Raw genomic sequence first — 20,052 nt, forward strand, 5'->3', positions numbered from 1 at the left:
AAAAAATAATAAAAAGCCGGGAAGGAATCACCTTTGTCCGGCCGCTGTATTTTTACTTATGAAAATCATTGCGTCGATCGTGCTCTCCCGCCCTTTCTTTCTTGCAAAAACCTTCGCAAGGTACATTCCTTCATCCGGCAGATTTTCCAATGGTATTTCTTTTCCGACCATTCCCTTTTCAAGCTTCCTTCCCCAATCAAGGAACCCGACGAAGCGGTATTGGTCCGGATCAAATAGAGCGATGCCAAACTCTTCAGCTCCACCAGGTAAATAGACTTCATAGCGATACGCTTCCCCATTATCCGCCGGCGCGAAGTCGAAGCCCATCACCCGCGGGTAGTCCGGTTCTTCTACAACGTAAATATATGGAATCCTGATTTTATTTTTTCCATCATCTATAAAAAGTCCCCCGTCATGGATTTTATCTTTCAGCAAGGCAGGGTTGGCTATCATCGCGAGCTCCATGACTTTTGCTTCGTTCGGTTTCAGCGAAAAGCTCATTGGCAGCTCCCACTCGATCCCCTTTTCCTTTTTTGGAATGGAAAATGAATAGGTTTTTATTGCTGTACCTGTATTTTTGACTGTCAGCTTCGCACTGTGCCGGTGCATGTTATCGGCAAGCTGGAATTTGCCAAATTGCAGAGACCCCGGAATGATCAGGCTTTCGGTGTTTATTGCTGCCTCCAGCTGGATTCTTCCTGCCCCTTGTTCGAATGTCCGATATCTCTTGCCTTCACGATCGGTAATATCCTTGGCCGTGTTCATGATGGCTGCCTTGATTTCAGCCGGTGACCAGTCTGGATGCGCCTGCTTGATCAGGGCTGCTGCTCCTGCAATATGGGGCGCTGCCATGCTTGTTCCCTGAAGCGGGAGGTATCCTCCTGGAATCGTACTGTTGATCGCCACGCCGGGCGCAACAATATCCGGCTTGATTTCCCAGGTGACCGTTACCGGGCCGCGGGAGCTGAAGTCAGCAAGAATATCTTTTTCTTCTATTAAATTCATGCGAATCAGCATCGAATTTTTATCGAGCTGTTTTTTAAGCGCCAGTCCTTCTTCTTTACTGATCGCAGCCACGGGAATCGGCATCCTCTCTTCCAGGTTGCCAAAGAACGTTCCCTTCGTATTGTTATAGATGATCACCCCGATTGCTCCAGCTTCAAATGCGTTCTTCGCTTTTTCGGTAAAAGTAAGCGTCCCCCGTTCGACGAGTACAATCTTATCTCTTACACCTTTCATTTCCTCTTTCGTACCCAGTCCTGCAAAAACAAGATTTTCACTCTGGGTAATATTCCAATTGTCCGAGCCCTGTAATAGTTCGAGCCTTATTTCCTTAGATATGCCTGGGGCGTTGAGATACGGCACATTCATCGGAGGAGTTGACGCGCCAACCGAGATGGCCTTTGATGCGGTGCCTGGCGATCCTACAGTCCACCGATTAGGACCAGAATTTCCCGATGAAGTGACCGCGACGATTCCTTCGTCCACCGCCTTGTTAAGCGCCAGACTGATGGGCAGGTCCGGACCATTGACATCATTTCCGAGCGATAGATTGAGGATATCGACTTTATCCTTGATCGCTTCATCAATGGCAGCGATGACTTGCTCTGTAGTGCCGCTTCCTCCCGGGCCAAGCGCCCGGTAGGCAACCAATTTCGCATCAGGAGCGATTCCTCTCATCCTGCCGTTCGCCGCGATGACGCCAGCCACATGCGTGCCGTGCAGAGTGCTTCGAAATCCGGCGCCCTTCGTTTCCATCGGGTCATCATCTCCATCAACCAGGTCATGCCCCCCGGCAAAACTCCTTCGCAAGTCAGGGTGATCATAATCAATTCCTGTATCGATTACCCCGATTGTTATACCCTTTCCTGTCAGTCGATTGCCTTTTTCATCGAGAATTCCATGGACCGCTTCCGTTCCAATCAATTCAAAATGATCGATAAAGCTATCGCTGCGTTTGTATGGGGTTGGCAGATGGGCTGAGTTCTCCACCTTGTACGTATTCACTTCAGATAAAAGTTGGATGTCATTCAACTCTTTTAATTTTTGAAGCTCGGAAACTGGCCCCTTAACAGAGTATCCAGTGACCGCATGCGTGAAGATGCGGCGGAGCTTTGTATTCTTGAGCTTCTTTAGCTGAGAGTGGATTTCTTGCTCTTTGGGCTGGCGTTTCGTTAATACAATCGCTACTTTTTCTGTTTGGGGATCTTCCTGAGGAATCGGCGGTAGCTGCAGTTTTTGCGGTTGTTGAAAAGCAGCGAGTATCAGGATAATGGGAAAAATGATTAAGATCGTACGCTTCATCAAGACGGAATCCCCCTTTTTCCGTTAGCGTTTCAATTAATGGGTGCTAATATACGGAGGTGATTTTTCCAAAAGTAGGGTGAACGTGCAATTATGCTTAATGTTCGTGCAATTATGGTAGTTTTTCGTTCAATTATTTTAGTTGAGTGTGCAATTATTACTGGGTTTGGTGCAATTAGTGAATTTATTTGATTTTAAAATTTTTCCAGCTGACGTTTGGGTTGAAGTTTTTTACCAAATATAGGATGACGGCACGATTATTCTCAAGTTTTGGGCAATTAATCAGATTTTTCGGGAGATTATTGTGTTTAATCAGGAGAATATCGATGAGTTTTGGGCAATTATCTCGTGGATGGGATTTAAAAAATTATCCAGCAGTCGTTTTTGTGTTATTCCAGCCAAGATTTAGAGCAATTTACATCTACTTTTACCAAGTAATCCCCTGCTCCAAAGAAAAACACCCCTTTTTTTAAAAAAAGAGGTGTCTAAAAAGTTCTTATTTATATTGTTCAGGACGATTTTCGGTGCGCTTGAAGTAGTATCGAATTGCTTCGCAAATTCGTTCTGATGCGCGTCCGTCACCGTATGGGTTTGAGGCTTTGGCCATTTTTTCATATGCTTCCTGGTCTGTCAGCAGTTCTGTTGCCATTTGGTAAATTGGCTGCTCTTCGTTTCCAGCTAGCTTCAATGTTCCTGCCTCGATGCCTTCTGGACGCTCGGTTGTGTCGCGAAGAACGAGTACAGGCACGCCTAATGACGGCGCTTCTTCCTGCACACCGCCTGAATCAGTCAGGATGAGATGCGCGCGTGAAGCGAAGTTATGGAAATCAATGACGTCAAGAGGCTCGATCAGATGGATGCGCGGGTCATTGCCAAGCACTTCATCAGCCAGTTCACGGACCACAGGATTCAAGTGAACTGGATAAACAACTTGTACATCACGCTGTTCGTCAACGATTCGCTTGATGGCACGGAACATATTGCGCATTGGCTCACCAAGGTTTTCGCGTCGGTGTGCAGTCATCAGGATCAAGCGGTCATTACCCAACTTATCGAGAACTTCATGCTGATAGGTTTCTTTTACCGTCGTCGTTAGTGCATCGATGGCCGTGTTGCCGGTTACGAAGATATTTTCTTCAGACTTGTTTTCCTGCAGCAAATTAGCCGCCGATTTGGAAGTCGGAGCGAAGTGAAGATCTGCCATGACTCCTGTCAACTGGCGGTTCATTTCCTCAGGGAATGGAGAATACTTATTCCACGTTCTCAGGCCTGCCTCGACATGGCCAACAACAATCTGGTTATAATACGCCGCAAGACTCGCCACAAACGTAGTTGTCGTATCTCCATGCACAAGCACGATATCCGGCTTAACTTCCTTCATTACTTTATCCAGGCCTTCCAAACCTCTTGTTGTTACATCAATCAAAGTTTGGCGATCCTTCATGATGTTGAGGTCGTGGTCTGGCGTGATATTGAAAATGTTCAGTACCTGGTCCAGCATTTGGCGGTGCTGGGCGGTTACCGTAACGATTGATTCAAAGTGTTCAGGGTGTTTCTGTAATTCGAGGACAAGCGGAGCCATTTTAATTGCTTCCGGGCGTGTCCCAAAAATTGTCATTACTTTAATTGGCTTAGTCAATTCAAACACTCCTTATTTTGTCCCGAATAAACGGTCTCCTGCGTCTCCTAGTCCAGGTACGATATATCCGTGGTCATTCAGCTTTTCATCGAGGGCAGCGATGTAGATATCCACATCTGGGTGCGCTTCTTTAACCGTTTCTACCCCTTCTGGAGCTGCAATCAAACACATGAACTTGATGTGCTTCGCGCCGCGCTTTTTAAGAGAGTTGATCGCTTCTACAGCTGATCCGCCTGTCGCAAGCATTGGATCGACGACGATAAAATCGCGCTCCTCAACGTCGCTCGGAAGTTTTACATAGTATTCAACCGGCATCAATGTTTCCGGGTCGCGGTAAAGTCCGATATGTCCCACCTTCGCAGCCGGGATCAACTTCAGGATGCCGTCAACCATTCCGATGCCTGCGCGAAGAATCGGGATGATGCCAAGCTTCTTGCCTGATAGTACTTTCGATTTTGTCTTCTCGACCGGTGTTTCAATTTCAATTTCCTCAAGCGGCATGTCACGCGTGATTTCGAACGCCATCAGCGTTGCTACTTCATCTACAAGCTCGCGGAACTCCTTCGTGCCTGTGCTTTTTTCGCGGATATAAGTAAGTTTATGCTGGATCAATGGATGGTCAAATACGTATACTTTTGCCATGTGTATCGCTCCTTTTAAAGGTAAATGAGTTGTGGACACCTGTCTGTTATATGTAAGATCTGTTGAATCACACTTCGTCTAATTTTACAGAAAAACATGCGTACAAGCAACCGCTACCGCTTAATGATTTTCCCCTGAAAAAGCGGCCCTCATTCATGGAGGACCGCCGGGTAAAATCTTATCTCTCAGGATATAGTTCAAACTTGCTAGTTAGCTCTTCGACGCGATTCTTCGCTTCTTCCAGCTTCGCTTCGTCTTCGTGATTTTTCAATGTGAAGGCGATTAGTGATGCAATTTCGTCCATTTCTGCATGTCCGAAGCCGCGGCTTGTGACTGCGGCTGTACCGATACGGATTCCGCTTGTAACGAATGGGCTTTCTGGATCAAATGGAATCGTGTTTTTATTGACGGTGATGCCAATATCATCAAGAACTTTTTCCGCTACTTTTCCAGTCAGGCCAAGTGAACGCAGGTCAACCAACAGCAAATGGTTGTCTGTACCGCCCGATACAAGGTCGATACCTTCCTTCTTCAAGCCCTCAGCAAGGCGGTTGGCATTGGAAATGATATTCTGTGCGTATTCTTTAAAAGAATCCTGTAGCGCTTCGCCGAATGCAACTGCTTTAGCCGCAATGACGTGCATAAGCGGGCCGCCCTGGATACCAGGGAAGATGGATTTATCGATTTTCTTCGCGAATTCTTCTTTGCAGAGGATCATTCCGCCGCGCGGGCCGCGAAGTGTTTTATGAGTAGTCGTTGTGACAAAGTCAGCATACGGCACTGGATTCTGATGAAGGCCTGCTGCGACCAATCCAGCGATATGCGCCATATCGACCATCAGGTATGCGCCCACTTCATCAGCGATTTCTCGGAATCTCTTAAAGTCGATCGCTCTCGGATAAGCACTTGCACCGGCAACGATCAGCTTCGGCTTATGTTCGCGAGCTTTTTCAAGAACGACATCATAGTTGATCGTATGAGTATCTTCGTCGACACCGTACTCAACGAAATTATACTGGACGCCGCTGAAGTTGACCGGGCTTCCGTGCGTCAGGTGCCCGCCATGGGAAAGATTCATCCCAAGTACCGTGTCTCCTTGCTCAAGAATCGTGAAATAAACCGCCATATTGGCTTGCGCGCCTGAGTGCGGCTGGACATTGACATGCTCTGCGCCGAAAATTTCCTTCGCGCGGTCGCGGGCAATGTTTTCAGCAACATCGACGTATTCGCAGCCGCCATAATAACGGCGGCCCGGATAGCCTTCTGCATACTTATTCGTTAGTACAGACCCCTGTGCCTCCATTACGGCTTCGCTGACAAAGTTCTCTGATGCAATCAATTCGATTTTCGTGCGCTGACGCTTCAATTCATCCTGCATTGCAGCGTATAGCTGGCTGTCCTGCTGTGACAAGTGCTTCACTTAAGTTCCCCCTCTTATATGTATTGCTTGTTCCGTTATTAGAAAATTCATTCTTATTTTAGCCGATATTATAATGAAAGGAAAGGATGAAGGTAAAAGTAGATCTGTTTATCAGGCCTGTGTTTTTCCTCCATTGCCTTTCCCCTGTCAGCAAGATTCGTTTTCTTTTGTTTGCTCGTAAACTGCCCTGGCGCCGCCGATCAGCTTCGGCCTCGTCTTCGCCAGTGTCACATGGGCATGACCGATGCTTTTTTGGTTCACTCTTACTGGCACAGCGACATGCTTCATTTGCATGCCAATCAGCGTATCGCCAATATCAATGCCGGCGTCAGCCTCGATGAACTCGACGACCACAGCGTCTTTGAGATTTTTATAGGCGTAAGCTGCCATTGCGCCGCCCGCATTTCTCACTGGGATGACCGTCACTTCTTCCAGCTGTTTTCGGTCGGCCGTTTCTCGCTCGACGACAATCGCACGGTTCAAATGCTCGCAGCACTGGAACGCCAGCTGGACGCCGGTTTTCGCCTGCAGTTCACGGAGCTGGCTGAAGACCATTTCCGCCACCTCATCTGTTCCCGCTGTGCCGATCCGCTTTCCAATGATTTCACTCGTGCTGCAGCCGACGACCAGCACCTGGCCTTTTTTCAGCTGCACCTGTTCATTAAATTCAGTAAGGATGGAGTTCAATTCTGCTTTCCACTGTTGTATAGACAGTTGTAACGCCTCCTTTACATTGGTATTTGATAGTCCTTAGGTTGGGAGTTATTTATTTTCATACTCCTTAATTTTACCGACGCGGTTTTCGTGGCGGCCGCCTTCGTACTCTTCCGAAAGCCAAACGGCTGCGATTTCACGCGCCAATCCTGGTCCGATTACCCGTTCGCCCATTGCCAGGACATTGCTGTCATTGTGCTGGCGTGTTGCTTTTGCGCTGAATACGTCATGCACGAGCGCGCAGCGGATTCCTTTTACCTTGTTTGCGGCAATGCTCATGCCGATTCCTGTTCCGCAAATCAGGATCCCCTTGTCAAACTCACCGTTCGCCACTTTCTCGGCAACCGGAAGCGCATAGTCTGGATAATCAACAGATGTACCGCATTCGCAGCCGAAATCTTCATACTGAATATTCATTTCGTCCATCAAATTCTTAATTTCTTCGCGGATATTCACTCCGCCATGGTCTGAAGCAATAGCAACTTTCATTGTAAAATCCTCCTATGTATTCCCGGCGTGCGGGGCGATCAAATCTATCGTTATTTTCTCATATTCGGTTCGATTTATAAAGAAAACGGGTCATATTTTGCCATCCCGCTACTAATGTCTCATATATTCTAGCAAGGAATTAGTTTTTATAGCGAAAATAACTTTTTTATAGCGAATTTTGAAATTTTATAGCGAAAAATCATTTTTTATAGCGATTTTTTCATTTTAATAGCGAAATTCTGGTTTTTATAGCTAACTGGAAATTCGGCTTCATTTTTTCCAGTTTTTAAAAAAACCACAGCCTCATTCAGCTGTGGTCCAAAAAACTATAACGAAAACTTCGTAATCGTGCCTTTTAATTTTTCCGCCTGAGTTTTCAGGTCTACCGCTAACTCTTCGACATTAGCGATGACTTCTGCCTGCTGTTCGGCTGCTGATGCCACGCTGAGTGCACCGGCTGAGGTTTCTTCGGCGATTGCCGCCATTTCTTGCGATTGGGTAGATGTGTGCTGGATTGTTTCCATTTGAGTTTCGACCAGCGCGGCGATTGCGTGGATGACGTCTGCCATCTCATGAATCGTGGATGTCATCGCGTCGATCACCTGGTTCGTTCTCTCGCCTTTTTTCGCTTCTCCGTTCGCCGTTTCAACCTGTCTGCCGATCTGGCCGACAACGTTCTGAACTTCAGATTGGATGTTCTGGATTAGTTCAGATATTCCCTGAACTGCGCCCGCGCTCTGGTCAGCAAGCTTCCTGACTTCTTCGGCGACGACAGCAAATCCTTTTCCGTGCTCGCCTGCACGAGCTGCTTCAATTGACGCGTTCAAGGCAAGCAAGTTGGTTTGCGCCGCAATATCGCCAACAAGCTGGATGATTTGCTCCACTTTTGTCGCGTTTTCTTCCAATCGTTTGACCGTGCCAAGCGATTCACGGTTGTCATTTGCCAGTGTTTCGATGCCGGAAATCAGCGAGTGAATCGCATTCTTCGATTCCTGCAGGTCTTTGACCATTTCCACGGAAATGGATTCAGATGTCCGCGCTTTTTCCTGGACATCCTCAGCGATGCGAATGACTTCATCCACAGACTCAGCAGTTGTCTGTGTCGACAACGCCGAAGAATCAGCTCCCGCGGCAATCTCTTTGATTGTTGTCGAGATGATTGACGCCTGCTCCGATGCTGCCGCAGATTGTCCGGATATCTGGATGACTTTTTCATTTGTTTCCTTGAAGTTGCTATCAATTTGGCTGACCATTTCACGCAAGTTTGCGAGCATATTGTTGAATGCCAGACCTAATGAGCGGATTTCGTCATCAGATTTCGAGACTTCCGCATCCTCGCCAATTTCACCCTGCGCTGCTTTTAAAGCGGACTGCTCTAGCTTTTGCAAAGGCTTGATGATCAGGCCGGCAGCCATATACGCTAGCAGACCTGACCAGAAAATCCCCATTCCAAGAACTGCTACAGTATAAACCACCGAACTGATTTCAATGAAATTTTGAACGTAAGGATACAGGAAATAAATAAAAAATGCGCTCGTTGAATAAGTGATGATCGCCAACACAGTCGTCAGCATGACCATTTTCTTTCTTAATCCCATTTTGTAGCTACGTTTAGACCCCACTGATAATCCCCCTGAAAAAATAATAAATATTCCTCAAGGGTTTTATCGGATTTTATCCAGGATTCTTTCGATACTTTTTTGAATTTCTTTAAAAGCTTCACGATAAATTTGTTCATTTCCGCCGAACGGATCTGCCACATCCAGGTTTCCCGCTTCATCAGCAAATTCTTTCAATGTGAAAATTTTGTCCGCAGCGTATGGATATTGGCTCATGACCAGCTCTTTATGGCTCTGTGTCATCGTCAGAACGAGGGTTGCCCAATCGATTTCATCCTTTGTTAACATCGAGGAGCGATGATCATGGCTGATATTGTTTTCCTCGAGCACGGTCTTCGCGTTTGCAGAAGCCTCGGCACCATTCGGGGCGTATACTCCTGCCGATTTCACCTCTACTCCAGGCAGCTTTTTGCTTTTTAAAATCGCTTCCGCCATAGGGCTGCGGCATGTATTTCCGGTACAGACAAATAAAATGCGCGCCATGCTTGTCCCTCCTGTGAATAACTTTTCTCTATTATATGATAATCGTTCAGCAATTTCATTTTCTGCAAAAAAATACACCTGACAAGCAGGTGCGTTAAAAGTTTTATAGCGGAAGAAGCAATTTGAGCCCAAATGCAAGCAGAATGCTGCCGCCTAATGCTTCACTGTATGTACCAAGCCATCCCTGCACTCTTTTTCCAATCAGGAGGCCCGCCCACGTAAGGACCATTGCCGCAACTCCAAAACAAATCAGAACAAGCAGCGTCCTTGCTCCGTAGATCCCAAGGGTTAATCCTACTGAAAAACTGTCAAGGCTGACGCTGAGGGCAAAAATAAATAAACCCTTGCCAACCGGAGTGATCACGCTTGTCTCATCTTCCTTGAAGCTAGCCCAAATCATCTGGACTCCCAGCACAATCAGGAGCAGGCCGCCAATATATCCGGCTATTGCTCCGAACTGCTCGGACAAAAATCGCCCTGCCACCATTCCTAGCAGCGGCATCCACACATGGAACAAACCAATTGTGACGCCAATTTTAAATATATGCCTTTTCGTCAGTCTGATCATGCCCATTCCGAGACCTACGGAAAATGCATCCATTCCCAACGCGAATGCCATCAACATCAGTGTGAATAATTCGCCGGCTATTGCTGTCATGTCTTCGCCCCCTCGGACTTGCTAATTCAGCATATGCACGTCCAATAGGATTTAGAAGCATGGAATTTTCCGGTCTCGAAATGATAAAATCACAATCGCAATACAAAAAGCGCCTCATAATCTGAAGCGCTTCTCTTAAATGTATTATTTTTTAATAATCGGCAGGCCGGATGCCTTTGACAGTCTGTTCATGATGGCCTGGCCGACGCCATGTTCCGGGAAAATTTCGCCGAAAATGATATTGAGTTCTTCCTGGTTGAAGGCACGGAGTGTGTCATAAAGAGCTTCTGCCACTGTTTCCAGTTTTGCTCTTTCACCGCAGGCAATCACAATATCAGCGTCATAAAACTCTTTGTTTTCCTTCGTTGTCATCACGCCGACTGTCAGGCCTTCGCTCCGCTTTTCATTGACGAGCTGCTGGATTTCTTCCCTTGCTCCGTCAACAAGATAGAATGGAGCATTCGGTGCATAGTGGCGGTATTTCATCCCTGGAGATTTTGGCGCCTGGTCTGAATCCTTCAGGGCCGGATCTACCGAGACTTCTCCTACTACTTCTTCCAGCTGTTCCTTCGTGACGCCGCCCGGCCTTAAAATTGCCGGAATCACGCCCGTACAATCGACAACTGTGGATTCAAGGCCAACGCCGGTCGCTCCGCCATTGACAATCCCGGCAATCCGGCCGGTCAAATCATCGGCAACATGATCAGCAGTCGTGGGGCTCGGCTTTCCTGACAGGTTTGCGCTTGGTGCAGCCAGCGGTAAGCCTGATGCTTCTATAAGCGCCAGAGCAACCGGATGGTCCGGCATCCTGACGGCAACTGTGGATAACCCAGCCGTTGCTTTTTCTGAAAGCACGCCAGCCTTTTTTTCCAAAATAATGGTCAAAGGACCAGGCCAAAAAGCATCCATCAGCACTTTTGCCTGATCGGGGATTTCTTTTACAAAGGAATGAATTTGCTCGCGATTGGCAATATGGATTATCAACGGGTTATCCCCAGGTCTTCCTTTTGCTTCGAATATTTTTAAGACAGCTTCATCGCTTTTGGCGTTCCCGCCAAGACCATAAACCGTTTCTGTCGGAAAAGCGACGACTTCATTTTGCTTCATTTTTTGTGCAGCTTCAATGATTTGTGGATATGTTTTTAAATTATCCACATTCTTATCCACTGTCCACATTTGTGTTTGCATGTACATCCACCTTTTACTTCTCGCTATACTAGTCTATTTCTATGAAAGTATAAAAGAAGAATAAGCAGAACTCAAGTTTTTATCCACAAATTGTGTACAGTTTTAGCGAATCCGTGGATAACTTTGTGGATTAATCCACAATCCACAGAATTATTTTCATAATTGCAGAGTTATCCACAGTTAGAGCTTGTTTTAAATGGCTTTTTTCCAGAAGAGAATCGGGAAGCTCTGATTGGTTTACCATCTCAAATCCCAGATTGCTGAAGAAAGAAACCGCGCTCATCTTGTTCGTAACCAGATAAAGCTCTTCAAGCTCCTGATTTTTCGCTGTCAGGAATGCCCGTTTAAAAAGAAGCATCAAATCCGGCTGGCCGATTTGCGGGGACACGACAAATGAGCGAAGCAAGCCTGCTTGATCCACTGGCTCTACTCCAAGGCATGCCTTAAGCTCTCCTTCCTGGTTTTCCATAAGCGAAAAGTTTTGGATTGAGTCATTCAATCCTTCCGGGCTTACTCCAGCCTCTGTTAAAAAAGCCTCCAACTTAGGTAAATCCTCTTGATTCGCACTCCTGATTTTCCACGTCATATCTATCACCTCAAAAATAAGATTCTAGTAAATAGATATGAGAGACATGAAAAAGTAGAACCTAAAGAGGACAAAAAGAAAACACGGCAGCCTCCAAAGCTGCCGTGCATTCTTAATTTCCAGGCTTTCTAAGCCAACTGATTAGTTATTGTTGTTGTTATTGCGGGCATTGCCGCCTTTTTCACCGATTTCTTCATAGAAGCTTCGGTCATGATTGTTGGAAGTCGCTTCGCCGCCTTTACGGCCGATTTCCTGATAGAAGTCCTTGTCGTGGCTTTCGGATGTTGCTTCGCCACCTTTTTTACCGATTTCCTGGTAGAATTCGCTGTCATGGCTTTCAGCAGTAGCCTCTCCGCCTTTGCGGCCAATTTCCTGATAGAAATCTTGATCGTGATTGTTGGAAGTTGCTTCGCCGCCTTTACGGCCGATTTCCTGATAGAATTCGCTGCCATGGTTCTGGCTTGTTGCTTCGCCGCCCATGCGTCCTCGTTCTTCACGTGACATCTTATCATTATTATTGTTTTTAGCCATTATTACTCATCCTCCTTGAAATCTAAGTTTTGATGTTACACTACTTTAAATATCCGGATTCTCCCATCATGAAACTATTATCCGGGGAATGTAATATGCTTGTTCGAATAATGTAATATTTTTGGAAATTCCGACAGCCATTTTTCCTCTTTTACCAAGTATTTCTTAAGAGAAGCTAGCTAATGTTTCCTAGCTTCTCATAGTGAAAAATTCATAAGTGAGTGATTTAAGTCACTATGTCGGTCATTTTGTATGGTTATAATAAAGGTAATCAATTGAAAACCTTTCTCAAAAAGGGGGTACGAGATGGAAATCAAAACAATATATGAAGCGGTTGGCGGAGATCAATCAATCCGGAAGATTGTCGATACCTTTTATCCAAAGGTATACGAAAATGAGGAACTCAGCCCCTTGTTCGAGGGCGATATGGAGGAAATCAAGCGGAAGCAGTGGATGTTCCTCACGCAGCTGACCGGCGGCGGTGCCCTTTACAGCGAGGAATTCGGGCCGCCTAATATGAGGGTGCGGCATATGCCATTCGAAATTACACCGGTTCGCGCCCAGGCATGGCTGAAGCTGATGCACGAAACATTGACGGAAACAGGCTTGATTGAAACCGACGGCGGGAAGGCCCTGTTCGAGCGTCTGAGCCAGATTGCACCTATTATGATCAACAGACAATAAGGAGGAATTTTACGATGGAAAAACAGTCACTGAAACAATACCAGGAATTCAGCGAAGAACGTTTTACGAAAAGAATTGTATTTAAAAAAGGTGACAGCACCGTGTTCCTGCTGAACTTCATGCCCGGACAGGAGCTGCCTAAGCATAAGCATCCAGGTACAGAAGTGTTCATTTTAACCATGCAGGGCGAAGGCACTTTCATTGTCGACGGAGAAGAGGTCGTGGCAGCAGCAAACGAAACCGTCCACCTGGGCGGCACCGAAGAACTTGCCTATAAAAATACCGGATCAGAGCCAGTCTCACTTTATGTGATGCTCAACAAGATTCCGGATGAGAGGTTTGCGCAGAATATTTAAAGAACAGAACTCTAGATAGCAGTCGATCATGAGTGGATAATCCCCAGTTGGTCGAATAATTCTGTAATGTGGTCGAATAAATAGAAAAAGTGGTCGAATTATTTATAAATCCGCCAAATTAATTCAAAATGTGGTCGAATTATCCGAAAATGTGGTCGAATAAATTCTATCGGCGAAAAAAGGCACCTCATTTAGCTCGATATATGGCCCTGTTAATTAATGTTCTGTTAAAAAATAGCCCCTGCAGCCATCGCAGGGGCTTATTTTATCCGAAAATCCTGTTCCAAATCTCGACGAGGAAGAAAGATACCTCAACTTCTTCTTCTTCTCCGCCTTCATATACCTTTTTCTTGCCTTTTTTACTATCTTTTTTCTCATCAGCAAGCTTGGCATCAGCAGACTCGTCTTCTGCGTCCGCTTTTACATCGCCTTTGCTGTCATTTTCATCGAAGCCTTCGCTTGTTGCTTCACCGTTTGAGAAATCAAGGAAGCATAGCGGCGGATAGAGGACGCACCACCAGTTTGCGCCTTCACCTTCGCCAAGTGTAATCAGGATTGCTTCGTATTCACCTGCCGGATAGAGGAACTGACCATATAATTTAGTAGGAAACTGGACTTTGTCAAACTCCGTTTTTACAGATTGATTAGAGCCTTCAGCTGCAACAACTCTTTCCGCGATTGCCTGGATTTCCGGAAGCCTGGACTTAATGACTTCCCTCGCTGCCTCGATTGACGTCAGCTCCTGGACCCATGTCGTGATTTCTTTGTTCACTTCATCGCGGATCAGGCGTTTGATATTCTGGTCCTTTTCCAGATCGCTGTCGGCAAGGATCCTCAGGCGGATCGCCTCGTTCGGGATGACCATCGCTTCCTTCGCGGTCACTTCATTTTTTGGTGTATATAAACTTAAAATAGTACCTGCACATAGTAATAATATGTATATAATAGCGGCTGATTTTTTCATCATCATCTCTCGCACCGTCCCTTCACTAGTAAACAGTGTGGACAGTTTGATAGATTCTTAAACTAGTAATTTTGAAAAAAAAATGGACCCCTTTTTATCAGGAGCCCAACTCAGCGAAAACCATCCGGTCCTTGCCATTAATATCAAAAACAACCTCAACATTGGCATGCGGGAAGGTTTTTTCCAGCAATCCTCGTACCGCTTCACCCTGGCCAGCGCCGATTTCAAACCCAACCAATGCTTTTTCTTTTAAAACAAGCGGAAGTTCGTCCATGAAGCGGCGATACAGGTCCAATCCATCCTCGCCTGCAAAAAGCGCCATATGCGGTTCATGCTCAGTGACGATATCAGACATCCACTCCTGGTCTGCAACCGGGATATATGGAGGGTTTGAGATGACGGCATCGACCTTTTTCCCTTGTGAAATGAGCGGCTGGAGCAGGTCTCCATGTAAAAACTCGATATCCGCACCAAGTTCGCTGGCATTTTTCCGCGCCACCTCTAGTGCATCTTTAGAGAGGTCGACCGCTGTTACCTTCAACTCTGGTTTTTCCAGCTTCAAGGTAACTGAAATCGCGCCGCTACCGGTGCCGACATCGACAAGGTCGATTTCATTTTTTCCTGGAAAAAGCATTTCAAGACGCTGAATCGTTCCTTGCACAAGTTCTTCCGTCTCAGGCCGGGGAATCAGTACATGCTCATTCACAATGAAGCGGCGGTCGTAAAACTCCTCGCTGCCAATGATATATTGAATCGGCTCCCCGGCAGAATGCCTTTTTACAGCGTTCTGGAACTCGGTCCATACTTCGCCATCCAGTTCATCGCGCATCTTCATCAGCATGGAGGTGCGGGACAGCCCCGAATAGTGCCGCAGCAAAAGCTCACGGGCAAATTCCTCACGATTATGTTCTTTTAAAAAAGAAGAAGCCCAATTGAGGGCTTCAAATATTTTCAAATTAGTCATTGTTCGCACTCTCAAGTCTTTGAGATTGGTCTTCCATAATTAGCGCTTCGATGATCTCATCCATCTTGCCCTGAAGAATCTGGTCAAGCTTCTGGATCGTCAGGCCGATACGGTGATCGGTCACGCGGTTTTGCGGGAAGTTGTACGTACGGATACGCTCAGAGCGGTCCCCAGTACCTACAGCAGATTTACGAACCTGGTCATACTCCGCCTGTGCTTCCTGCTGGAACTTGTCATAGACGCGGGCACGAAGTACCTTCATCGCCTTGTCTTTGTTTTTATGCTGAGATTTTTCATCCTGGCACGATACGACGATTCCAGTTGGGATATGCGTCAGACGTACCGCTGACATTGTCGTGTTAACAGACTGTCCGCCGGCACCGCTGGACGCGAATGCATCAAAACGGATGTCTTTATCATGCAGCTCGATTTCCACTTCTTCCGCTTCAGGAAGACAGGCAACAGTAGCTGTCGAAGTATGGATACGGCCGCCTGATTCCGTTTCCGGAACACGCTGGACGCGGTGCGCACCATTTTCGAACTTCATTTTGGAATAAGCGCCATTTCCATTGATCATGAAGATGATCTCTTTAAAACCGCCCACGCCAGTCGTGCTGGCATCGATGATTTCCGTTTTCCAGCCTTGTGATTCCGCATAACGGCTGTACATCCTGTAAAGGTCGCCGGCAAACAGAGCAGCTTCATCGCCGCCTGCAGCGCCGCGGATTTCCATGATAACGTTCTTGTCATCGTTAGGATCTTTAGGGATCAGAAGGACCTTGATGCGAGCTTCAAGCTCCTCGATTCGCGGCTCCAGCTCAGAAATTTCTTCCTTTACCATCTCGCGCATCTCAGCATCGAGCTTTTCCTCGAGCATCGCTTTTGCATCTGTCAGCTGCTCTTTAACTTCCTTATATTCACGATAAGCCATGACAGTTTCCTGGATGTCAGACTGCTCTTTTGAATACTCGCGGAGCTTTTTGGAGTCATTGACAACTTCCGGGTCACTCAATAGCTCATTCAATCTTTCATAACGATCCTCTACTGCTTGAAGACGATCAAACACGGACATTCACCTCTATTTTAATATCCTTTAAAATGGATTATTACTCTATTCACGGTTATATTACCGGTTATTCAATAAGTGCAATTACATAGCATAACATTCTAATTATAGTATAGGTGACACCCTCAGTCAAAGCCATTGTGAATAGAAGAGTGCAAACGCCTTGGTCAGCCCTGGCAAGTGCTGGAGCTAGACACTAATCTAAATTAAAATAATTTGGAGCGCACTTGTTCGATACAACGGAAAAAGCATGCCCTTTTATGAGAGCATGCTGCTGCAATGCAAACTTCTATTGAATATCAACGTTAATGTCATAGCGTGGCAATGCTCTTGCCAGCTTTTCCTGAAGTGTCTTTTGTGCATTTTCACGATCTTTTCTCGTCACGCGGCCTTGGAGTTGTGCGGTTACGTTCATTTCACCGCCGTTGATCCAGATCGTGCCCGGCTCATAGCCTGCATCAGAAATGACATCCTTCGCCTTTTGGACGTCCTGGGAAAAACTATAGTGGTTTTCATTATCGGTATTCAGCAAATTCGGATTCTGGTCGGTCATTGTCATGCCGTCATCCTGGTCCCTCGTGAAATTCGGACCGTCTCCTTCGCGGACACCGTCACCCTCTCTATTCAGATCCACGCCAGCCTGGTCTTCATCCTTGTCATAAACTGATTCGGTATTATCCTGGCCACATCCAGCGACCATAATCACAGCAAACATAAGCAACATGAGTAATTTTTTCAAATTATGGCACCTCCCGTGGTTAAGTTGCCCTTTTCAGAGGCATTTCATGCGTTTTCGGTAAGAATGCAGCTTAATTTGATTAAAATAGGACTTTTTCACTTCAGAATCTTTAACTGGAAAAATTATTCTCTTACTCAGCAGCAATAATTGCACCGTACAGGGCCATAATTACGGTTTCAAAACCATTAATTGCACATTCAACGGTAATAATTACACCAAAAAGTTACGTAATTGCACTTTAATCCAATATAAGGAGAAATTCAGACATAAAAAAATCCCCCCGCTCACGGGAGGATCAAATCATTTTATGTTAAGCTTTCAGTCGTTTTCTCGATTTTCAGCTCGTTTGGTGATTTAGGTACTTCATGGTGATGTCTGCATCGTGGTTCGTAGGATTCAGACGCGCCAACGAGGATGATTGGGTCATCATAAGAGGCTGGCTTGCCGTTGATCAAACGCTGTGTACGGCTAGATGGCGATCCGCAGACTGCACAAACAGCCTGAAGCTTGGTCACATTTTCGGCAACAGCCATCAGCGCAGGCATCAACCCAAATGGCTCGCCGCGGAAATCCTGATCCAGGCCGGCAACGATAACACGGTAGCCGCTGTCTGCAAGATGCTGGACAACCGGAAGGATTTCATTATCAAAAAATTGCACTTCATCAATGGCAATGACATCGATATCAGGATTGATATGCTTAAAAATATCAGTAGAGTTGGCAATAGGCTTTGCAGTAACTGCAGTTCCGTTGTGTGATACAACCGATTCTTCGCTGTAGCGGTTATCAATCGCAGGCTTGAATACAGCAATTTTTTGCTTGGCGAATTGAGTTCTGCGCACGCGGCGGATTAGTTCCTCGGATTTACCCGAAAACATGCTGCCGCAGATCAATTCGATCCAACCGCTTTGTTTCATAACGTACATGGTCGGCCTCTCCTTCCTCAGTGGAAAAAATGAATCGCTCATGCGCTTTTGGCGCTGGAGCGGGCTTTAAACAAAAAGCTGCTTTCGTAGAATTACGGCTTTTTCATGCCATAAAGGTACGAAAAAAGCCTGATTAAAAGTTCGACACTTTTTTCAGCTTTTTCCATTATAACAAAAATCAGTGCTGAATCCAGACACATTAATAAAGTTCACAAAATAAATTTATGTACCCAAAACACAGGCAGTTTTTCAAAAAAAGCAAAATAAAAAACAGGCAAGTCACAAAGCTTCTTGCCTGTTTGGTGGTTTCTTATATTACTATTACTGGTTGTTTTTAAGACCGTATTTCTTGTTGAAGCGGTCAACACGTCCGCCAGCTTCAGCAAACTTCTGACGTCCAGTATAGAATGGGTGGCACTCAGAGCAAGTTTCAACGCGAATCTCGTTCTTTACAGAACCAGTTTCGAATTCGTTACCGCATGCGCAAGTCACCTTAACTGTTTTGTAGTTTGGATGAATTCCTGATTTCATTCTTTTCATCTCCTTCCGCCCTGAATCATATCCGAAACAGAGTTATAATCAACGGTTATACCGTTATTGGAAAAACACACTGACCTCATTATAACAAGTCCATCTATATATTTCAAGTCAGTTTTTCAACCCAGAATCTGGAACTATGAACGCTTGGTATTGCCTTTCATTTCCTCACCAAGGACAGCGAAGAAATCTTCATTCGACTTGGATAATCTTAGCTTACGAAGGAATTTTTCCGCGAAATCCGGGGAGTCCGACATCGATTTGCGGATAGCCCACAGCTTGTCCAGATGATCCTTTGGAATAAGAAGTTCTTCTTTACGCGTTCCTGATCTGCGGATGTCGATTGCCGGGAAGATCCTTCTTTCAGCAAGTGAACGATCCAGGTGAAGTTCCATGTTTCCAGTTCCCTTAAATTCTTCATAGATTACGTCATCCATACGTGAGCCTGTATCTACAAGCGCGGTCGCAAGGATCGTCAAGCTGCCGCCTTCCTCGATATTACGGGCAGCACCGAAAAAGCGCTTCGGACGGTGGAATGCCGCAGGGTCAATACCACCGGACAATGTACGACCGCTTGGCGGGATGACAAGGTTATAGGCACGGGCTAGACGAGTGATGCTGTCCATCAGGATGATGACGTCGCGCTTGTGCTCAACAAGACGCATCGCGCGCTCAAGCACAAGTTCAGCAACCTTGATGTGGTTTTCAGGCACTTCGTCAAAAGTGGAGCTGACAACATCGCCGGCAACAGAACGTTCAATATCCGTTACCTCTTCCGGACGCTCATCGATCAATAGAACAATCAGTTCTGCTTCCGGATGGTTTGTCGTAATGCTGTTGGCGATCTCTTTTAAAAGCATCGTCTTACCAGCCTTTGGCGGCGCAACAATCAAGCCGCGCTGGCCAAATCCGACCGGAGCGATAACATCCATGATCCTGGTTGATACATGTTTATGAGTCGTCTCCAGTTTCATCATGCGGTCAGGATACAAGGGAGTCAAGCCTGGGAAGTGGACCCTTTCCTTCGCCGATTCAGGGTCATCTCCATTGACTGCCTCAACCTGGAGCAAGCCGAAATAACGTTCATTTTCTTTTGGAGGACGGACTTTACCCGAGACTTTATCCCCGTTCCTTAAATCAAAACGGCGGATCTGCGAAGCTGAGATATAGATGTCCTCAGAGCTTGGCGAGTAATTGATTGGGCGCAGGAAACCGAAGCCTTCTGACTGGATGATTTCCAGGACACCTTCCATGAAAAAATAGCCCTGCTGTTCAGCACGTGCTTTTAAAATAGCAAAAATAAGTTCTTTTTTCGTTAATTTGCTGTAATAAGAGACTTTATACTCCTTTGCGAGTTCATAAAGCTCTTTTAATTTCATATTTTCTAAGCTTGAAATATTTACTTCCATAATGTCACCACGCCTTAAAATATTTCGATTTCCCCCATAAAAAATGTATTAAGAATATCAGCGTATGGATGGAAAAAGAAGAAATGAGTTACCTTTGAAGGTTGTAAGAAGGAATTAATGAAGGTGTACAACTG

General features: G+C 46.0%; 21 protein-coding genes. 2 read left to right on the top strand and 19 right to left on the bottom strand.

The window, feature by feature from the left end; translation table 11 throughout:
• Window positions 1-27: 27 nt before the first annotated feature.
• From FOF60_RS23310 to FOF60_RS23365, 12 genes are all read right to left on the bottom strand, one after another.
• On the bottom strand, window positions 28-2,304 hold the full coding sequence (locus FOF60_RS23310; RefSeq protein WP_192471917.1) for a S8 family serine peptidase: 2,277 nt from the start codon (window positions 2,302-2,304) through the stop codon (window positions 28-30).
• Between the two features lie 496 nt (window positions 2,305-2,800).
• Window positions 2,801-3,943, bottom strand: a complete 1,143-nt coding sequence (wecB, locus tag FOF60_RS23315; protein ID WP_192471846.1) for a non-hydrolyzing UDP-N-acetylglucosamine 2-epimerase — start codon at window positions 3,941-3,943, stop codon at window positions 2,801-2,803.
• Window positions 3,944-3,955: 12 nt separating this feature from the next.
• Complete coding sequence (gene upp / locus FOF60_RS23320; protein WP_079506306.1) at window positions 3,956-4,585, bottom strand: uracil phosphoribosyltransferase; 630 nt, start codon at window positions 4,583-4,585, stop codon at window positions 3,956-3,958.
• 178 nt (window positions 4,586-4,763) lie between these two features.
• On the bottom strand, window positions 4,764-6,005 hold the full coding sequence (glyA, locus tag FOF60_RS23325) for a serine hydroxymethyltransferase (protein ID WP_192471845.1): 1,242 nt from the start codon (window positions 6,003-6,005) through the stop codon (window positions 4,764-4,766).
• A gap of 147 nt (window positions 6,006-6,152) precedes the next feature.
• Window positions 6,153-6,719, bottom strand: a complete 567-nt coding sequence (locus FOF60_RS23330; RefSeq protein ID WP_192471916.1) for a TIGR01440 family protein — start codon at window positions 6,717-6,719, stop codon at window positions 6,153-6,155.
• Window positions 6,720-6,767: 48 nt separating this feature from the next.
• The gene (gene rpiB, locus FOF60_RS23335; RefSeq protein WP_167831099.1) at window positions 6,768-7,208 is read right to left on the bottom strand and encodes a ribose 5-phosphate isomerase B; all 441 of its coding nucleotides are present in this window, start codon (window positions 7,206-7,208) and stop codon (window positions 6,768-6,770) included.
• A gap of 326 nt (window positions 7,209-7,534) precedes the next feature.
• On the bottom strand, window positions 7,535-8,830 hold the full coding sequence (locus FOF60_RS23340; protein ID WP_413632783.1) for a methyl-accepting chemotaxis protein: 1,296 nt from the start codon (window positions 8,828-8,830) through the stop codon (window positions 7,535-7,537).
• Window positions 8,831-8,872: 42 nt separating this feature from the next.
• Complete coding sequence (locus FOF60_RS23345; RefSeq protein ID WP_192471844.1) at window positions 8,873-9,310, bottom strand: low molecular weight protein arginine phosphatase; 438 nt, start codon at window positions 9,308-9,310, stop codon at window positions 8,873-8,875.
• A 103-nt stretch (window positions 9,311-9,413) separates the two neighbouring features.
• Complete coding sequence (locus FOF60_RS23350) at window positions 9,414-9,968, bottom strand: manganese efflux pump MntP (protein ID WP_192471843.1); 555 nt, start codon at window positions 9,966-9,968, stop codon at window positions 9,414-9,416.
• Between the two features lie 144 nt (window positions 9,969-10,112).
• On the bottom strand, window positions 10,113-11,156 hold the full coding sequence (locus tag FOF60_RS23355; RefSeq protein WP_192471842.1) for an L-threonylcarbamoyladenylate synthase: 1,044 nt from the start codon (window positions 11,154-11,156) through the stop codon (window positions 10,113-10,115).
• A gap of 130 nt (window positions 11,157-11,286) precedes the next feature.
• Window positions 11,287-11,742 (bottom strand): GNAT family N-acetyltransferase, encoded by a 456-nt coding sequence (locus FOF60_RS23360; RefSeq protein ID WP_192471841.1) that lies wholly within the window; start codon window positions 11,740-11,742, stop codon window positions 11,287-11,289.
• 141 nt (window positions 11,743-11,883) lie between these two features.
• Window positions 11,884-12,273, bottom strand: coding sequence for a KGG domain-containing protein (locus FOF60_RS23365; protein ID WP_192471840.1), 390 nt, complete (start codon window positions 12,271-12,273; stop codon window positions 11,884-11,886).
• Window positions 12,274-12,579: 306 nt separating this feature from the next.
• On the opposite strand from FOF60_RS23365, the gene FOF60_RS23370 reads away from it, so the two are divergent.
• Window positions 12,580-12,957 carry a globin domain-containing protein gene (locus FOF60_RS23370; protein WP_192471839.1) on the top strand — a complete coding sequence of 126 codons (378 nt, stop codon included), beginning with the start codon at window positions 12,580-12,582 and terminating at the stop codon, window positions 12,955-12,957.
• Between the two features lie 14 nt (window positions 12,958-12,971).
• Complete coding sequence (locus tag FOF60_RS23375; RefSeq protein ID WP_192471838.1) at window positions 12,972-13,313, top strand: cupin domain-containing protein; 342 nt, start codon at window positions 12,972-12,974, stop codon at window positions 13,311-13,313.
• A gap of 265 nt (window positions 13,314-13,578) precedes the next feature.
• Here FOF60_RS23375 and spoIIR read toward each other — a convergent pair whose 3' ends face one another.
• The 7 genes from spoIIR to rho all read right to left on the bottom strand — a co-directional run bounded on the left by spoIIR (window position 13,579) and on the right by rho (window position 19,918).
• On the bottom strand, window positions 13,579-14,280 hold the full coding sequence (gene spoIIR / locus FOF60_RS23380; RefSeq protein WP_192471914.1) for a stage II sporulation protein R: 702 nt from the start codon (window positions 14,278-14,280) through the stop codon (window positions 13,579-13,581).
• A gap of 94 nt (window positions 14,281-14,374) precedes the next feature.
• Window positions 14,375-15,241, bottom strand: coding sequence for a peptide chain release factor N(5)-glutamine methyltransferase (prmC, locus tag FOF60_RS23385; RefSeq protein WP_319801553.1), 867 nt, complete (start codon window positions 15,239-15,241; stop codon window positions 14,375-14,377).
• On the bottom strand, window positions 15,234-16,307 hold the full coding sequence (prfA, locus tag FOF60_RS23390; RefSeq protein ID WP_192471837.1) for a peptide chain release factor 1: 1,074 nt from the start codon (window positions 16,305-16,307) through the stop codon (window positions 15,234-15,236). The genes prmC and prfA overlap by 8 nt, the downstream gene beginning before the upstream one ends.
• Before the next feature lie 289 nt (window positions 16,308-16,596).
• Window positions 16,597-17,046, bottom strand: coding sequence for a fimbrillin family protein (locus FOF60_RS23395; RefSeq protein WP_192471836.1), 450 nt, complete (start codon window positions 17,044-17,046; stop codon window positions 16,597-16,599).
• A gap of 305 nt (window positions 17,047-17,351) precedes the next feature.
• On the bottom strand, window positions 17,352-17,972 hold the full coding sequence (locus tag FOF60_RS23400) for a thymidine kinase (protein WP_192471835.1): 621 nt from the start codon (window positions 17,970-17,972) through the stop codon (window positions 17,352-17,354).
• Between the two features lie 321 nt (window positions 17,973-18,293).
• Entirely contained in the window at window positions 18,294-18,503 is a 210-nt protein-coding gene (gene rpmE, locus FOF60_RS23405) for a 50S ribosomal protein L31 (protein ID WP_041964628.1), read from the bottom strand.
• A 143-nt stretch (window positions 18,504-18,646) separates the two neighbouring features.
• Window positions 18,647-19,918: a transcription termination factor Rho gene (gene rho, locus FOF60_RS23410; protein ID WP_225650146.1), complete on the bottom strand. Its 1,272-nt coding sequence runs from the start codon at window positions 19,916-19,918 to the stop codon at window positions 18,647-18,649.
• Window positions 19,919-20,052 lie beyond the last annotated feature (134 nt).

This window comes from Mesobacillus jeotgali, from assembly GCF_014856545.2.
GTDB lineage: Bacteria > Bacillota > Bacilli > Bacillales > Cytobacillaceae > Mesobacillus.

Bases quoted from the DNA above. Each gene is read 5' to 3' on its own strand.
- FOF60_RS23355 (WP_192471842.1), bottom strand. From the start codon at position 11,156: ATGCAAACACAAATGTGGACAGTGGATAAGAATGTGGATAATTTAAAA.
- FOF60_RS23350 (WP_192471843.1), bottom strand. From the start codon at position 9,968: ATGACAGCAATAGCCGGCGAATTATTCACACTGATGTTGATGGCATTC.
- FOF60_RS23370 (WP_192471839.1), top strand. From the start codon at position 12,580: ATGGAAATCAAAACAATATATGAAGCGGTTGGCGGAGATCAATCAATC.
- rpmE (WP_041964628.1), bottom strand. From the start codon at position 18,503: ATGAAATCAGGAATTCATCCAAACTACAAAACAGTTAAGGTGACTTGC.
- rho (WP_225650146.1), bottom strand. From the start codon at position 19,918: ATGGAAGTAAATATTTCAAGCTTAGAAAATATGAAATTAAAAGAGCTT.
- upp (WP_079506306.1), bottom strand. From the start codon at position 4,585: ATGGCAAAAGTATACGTATTTGACCATCCATTGATCCAGCATAAACTT.
- rpiB (WP_167831099.1), bottom strand. From the start codon at position 7,208: ATGAAAGTTGCTATTGCTTCAGACCATGGCGGAGTGAATATCCGCGAA.
- prmC (WP_319801553.1), bottom strand. From the start codon at position 15,241: ATGACTAATTTGAAAATATTTGAAGCCCTCAATTGGGCTTCTTCTTTT.
- spoIIR (WP_192471914.1), bottom strand. From the start codon at position 14,280: ATGATGAAAAAATCAGCCGCTATTATATACATATTATTACTATGTGCA.
- FOF60_RS23310 (WP_192471917.1), bottom strand. From the start codon at position 2,304: ATGAAGCGTACGATCTTAATCATTTTTCCCATTATCCTGATACTCGCT.
- FOF60_RS23345 (WP_192471844.1), bottom strand. From the start codon at position 9,310: ATGGCGCGCATTTTATTTGTCTGTACCGGAAATACATGCCGCAGCCCT.
- FOF60_RS23360 (WP_192471841.1), bottom strand. From the start codon at position 11,742: ATGACGTGGAAAATCAGGAGTGCGAATCAAGAGGATTTACCTAAGTTG.
- FOF60_RS23365 (WP_192471840.1), bottom strand. From the start codon at position 12,273: ATGGCTAAAAACAATAATAATGATAAGATGTCACGTGAAGAACGAGGA.
- FOF60_RS23375 (WP_192471838.1), top strand. From the start codon at position 12,972: ATGGAAAAACAGTCACTGAAACAATACCAGGAATTCAGCGAAGAACGT.
- FOF60_RS23400 (WP_192471835.1), bottom strand. From the start codon at position 17,972: ATGTACGTTATGAAACAAAGCGGTTGGATCGAATTGATCTGCGGCAGC.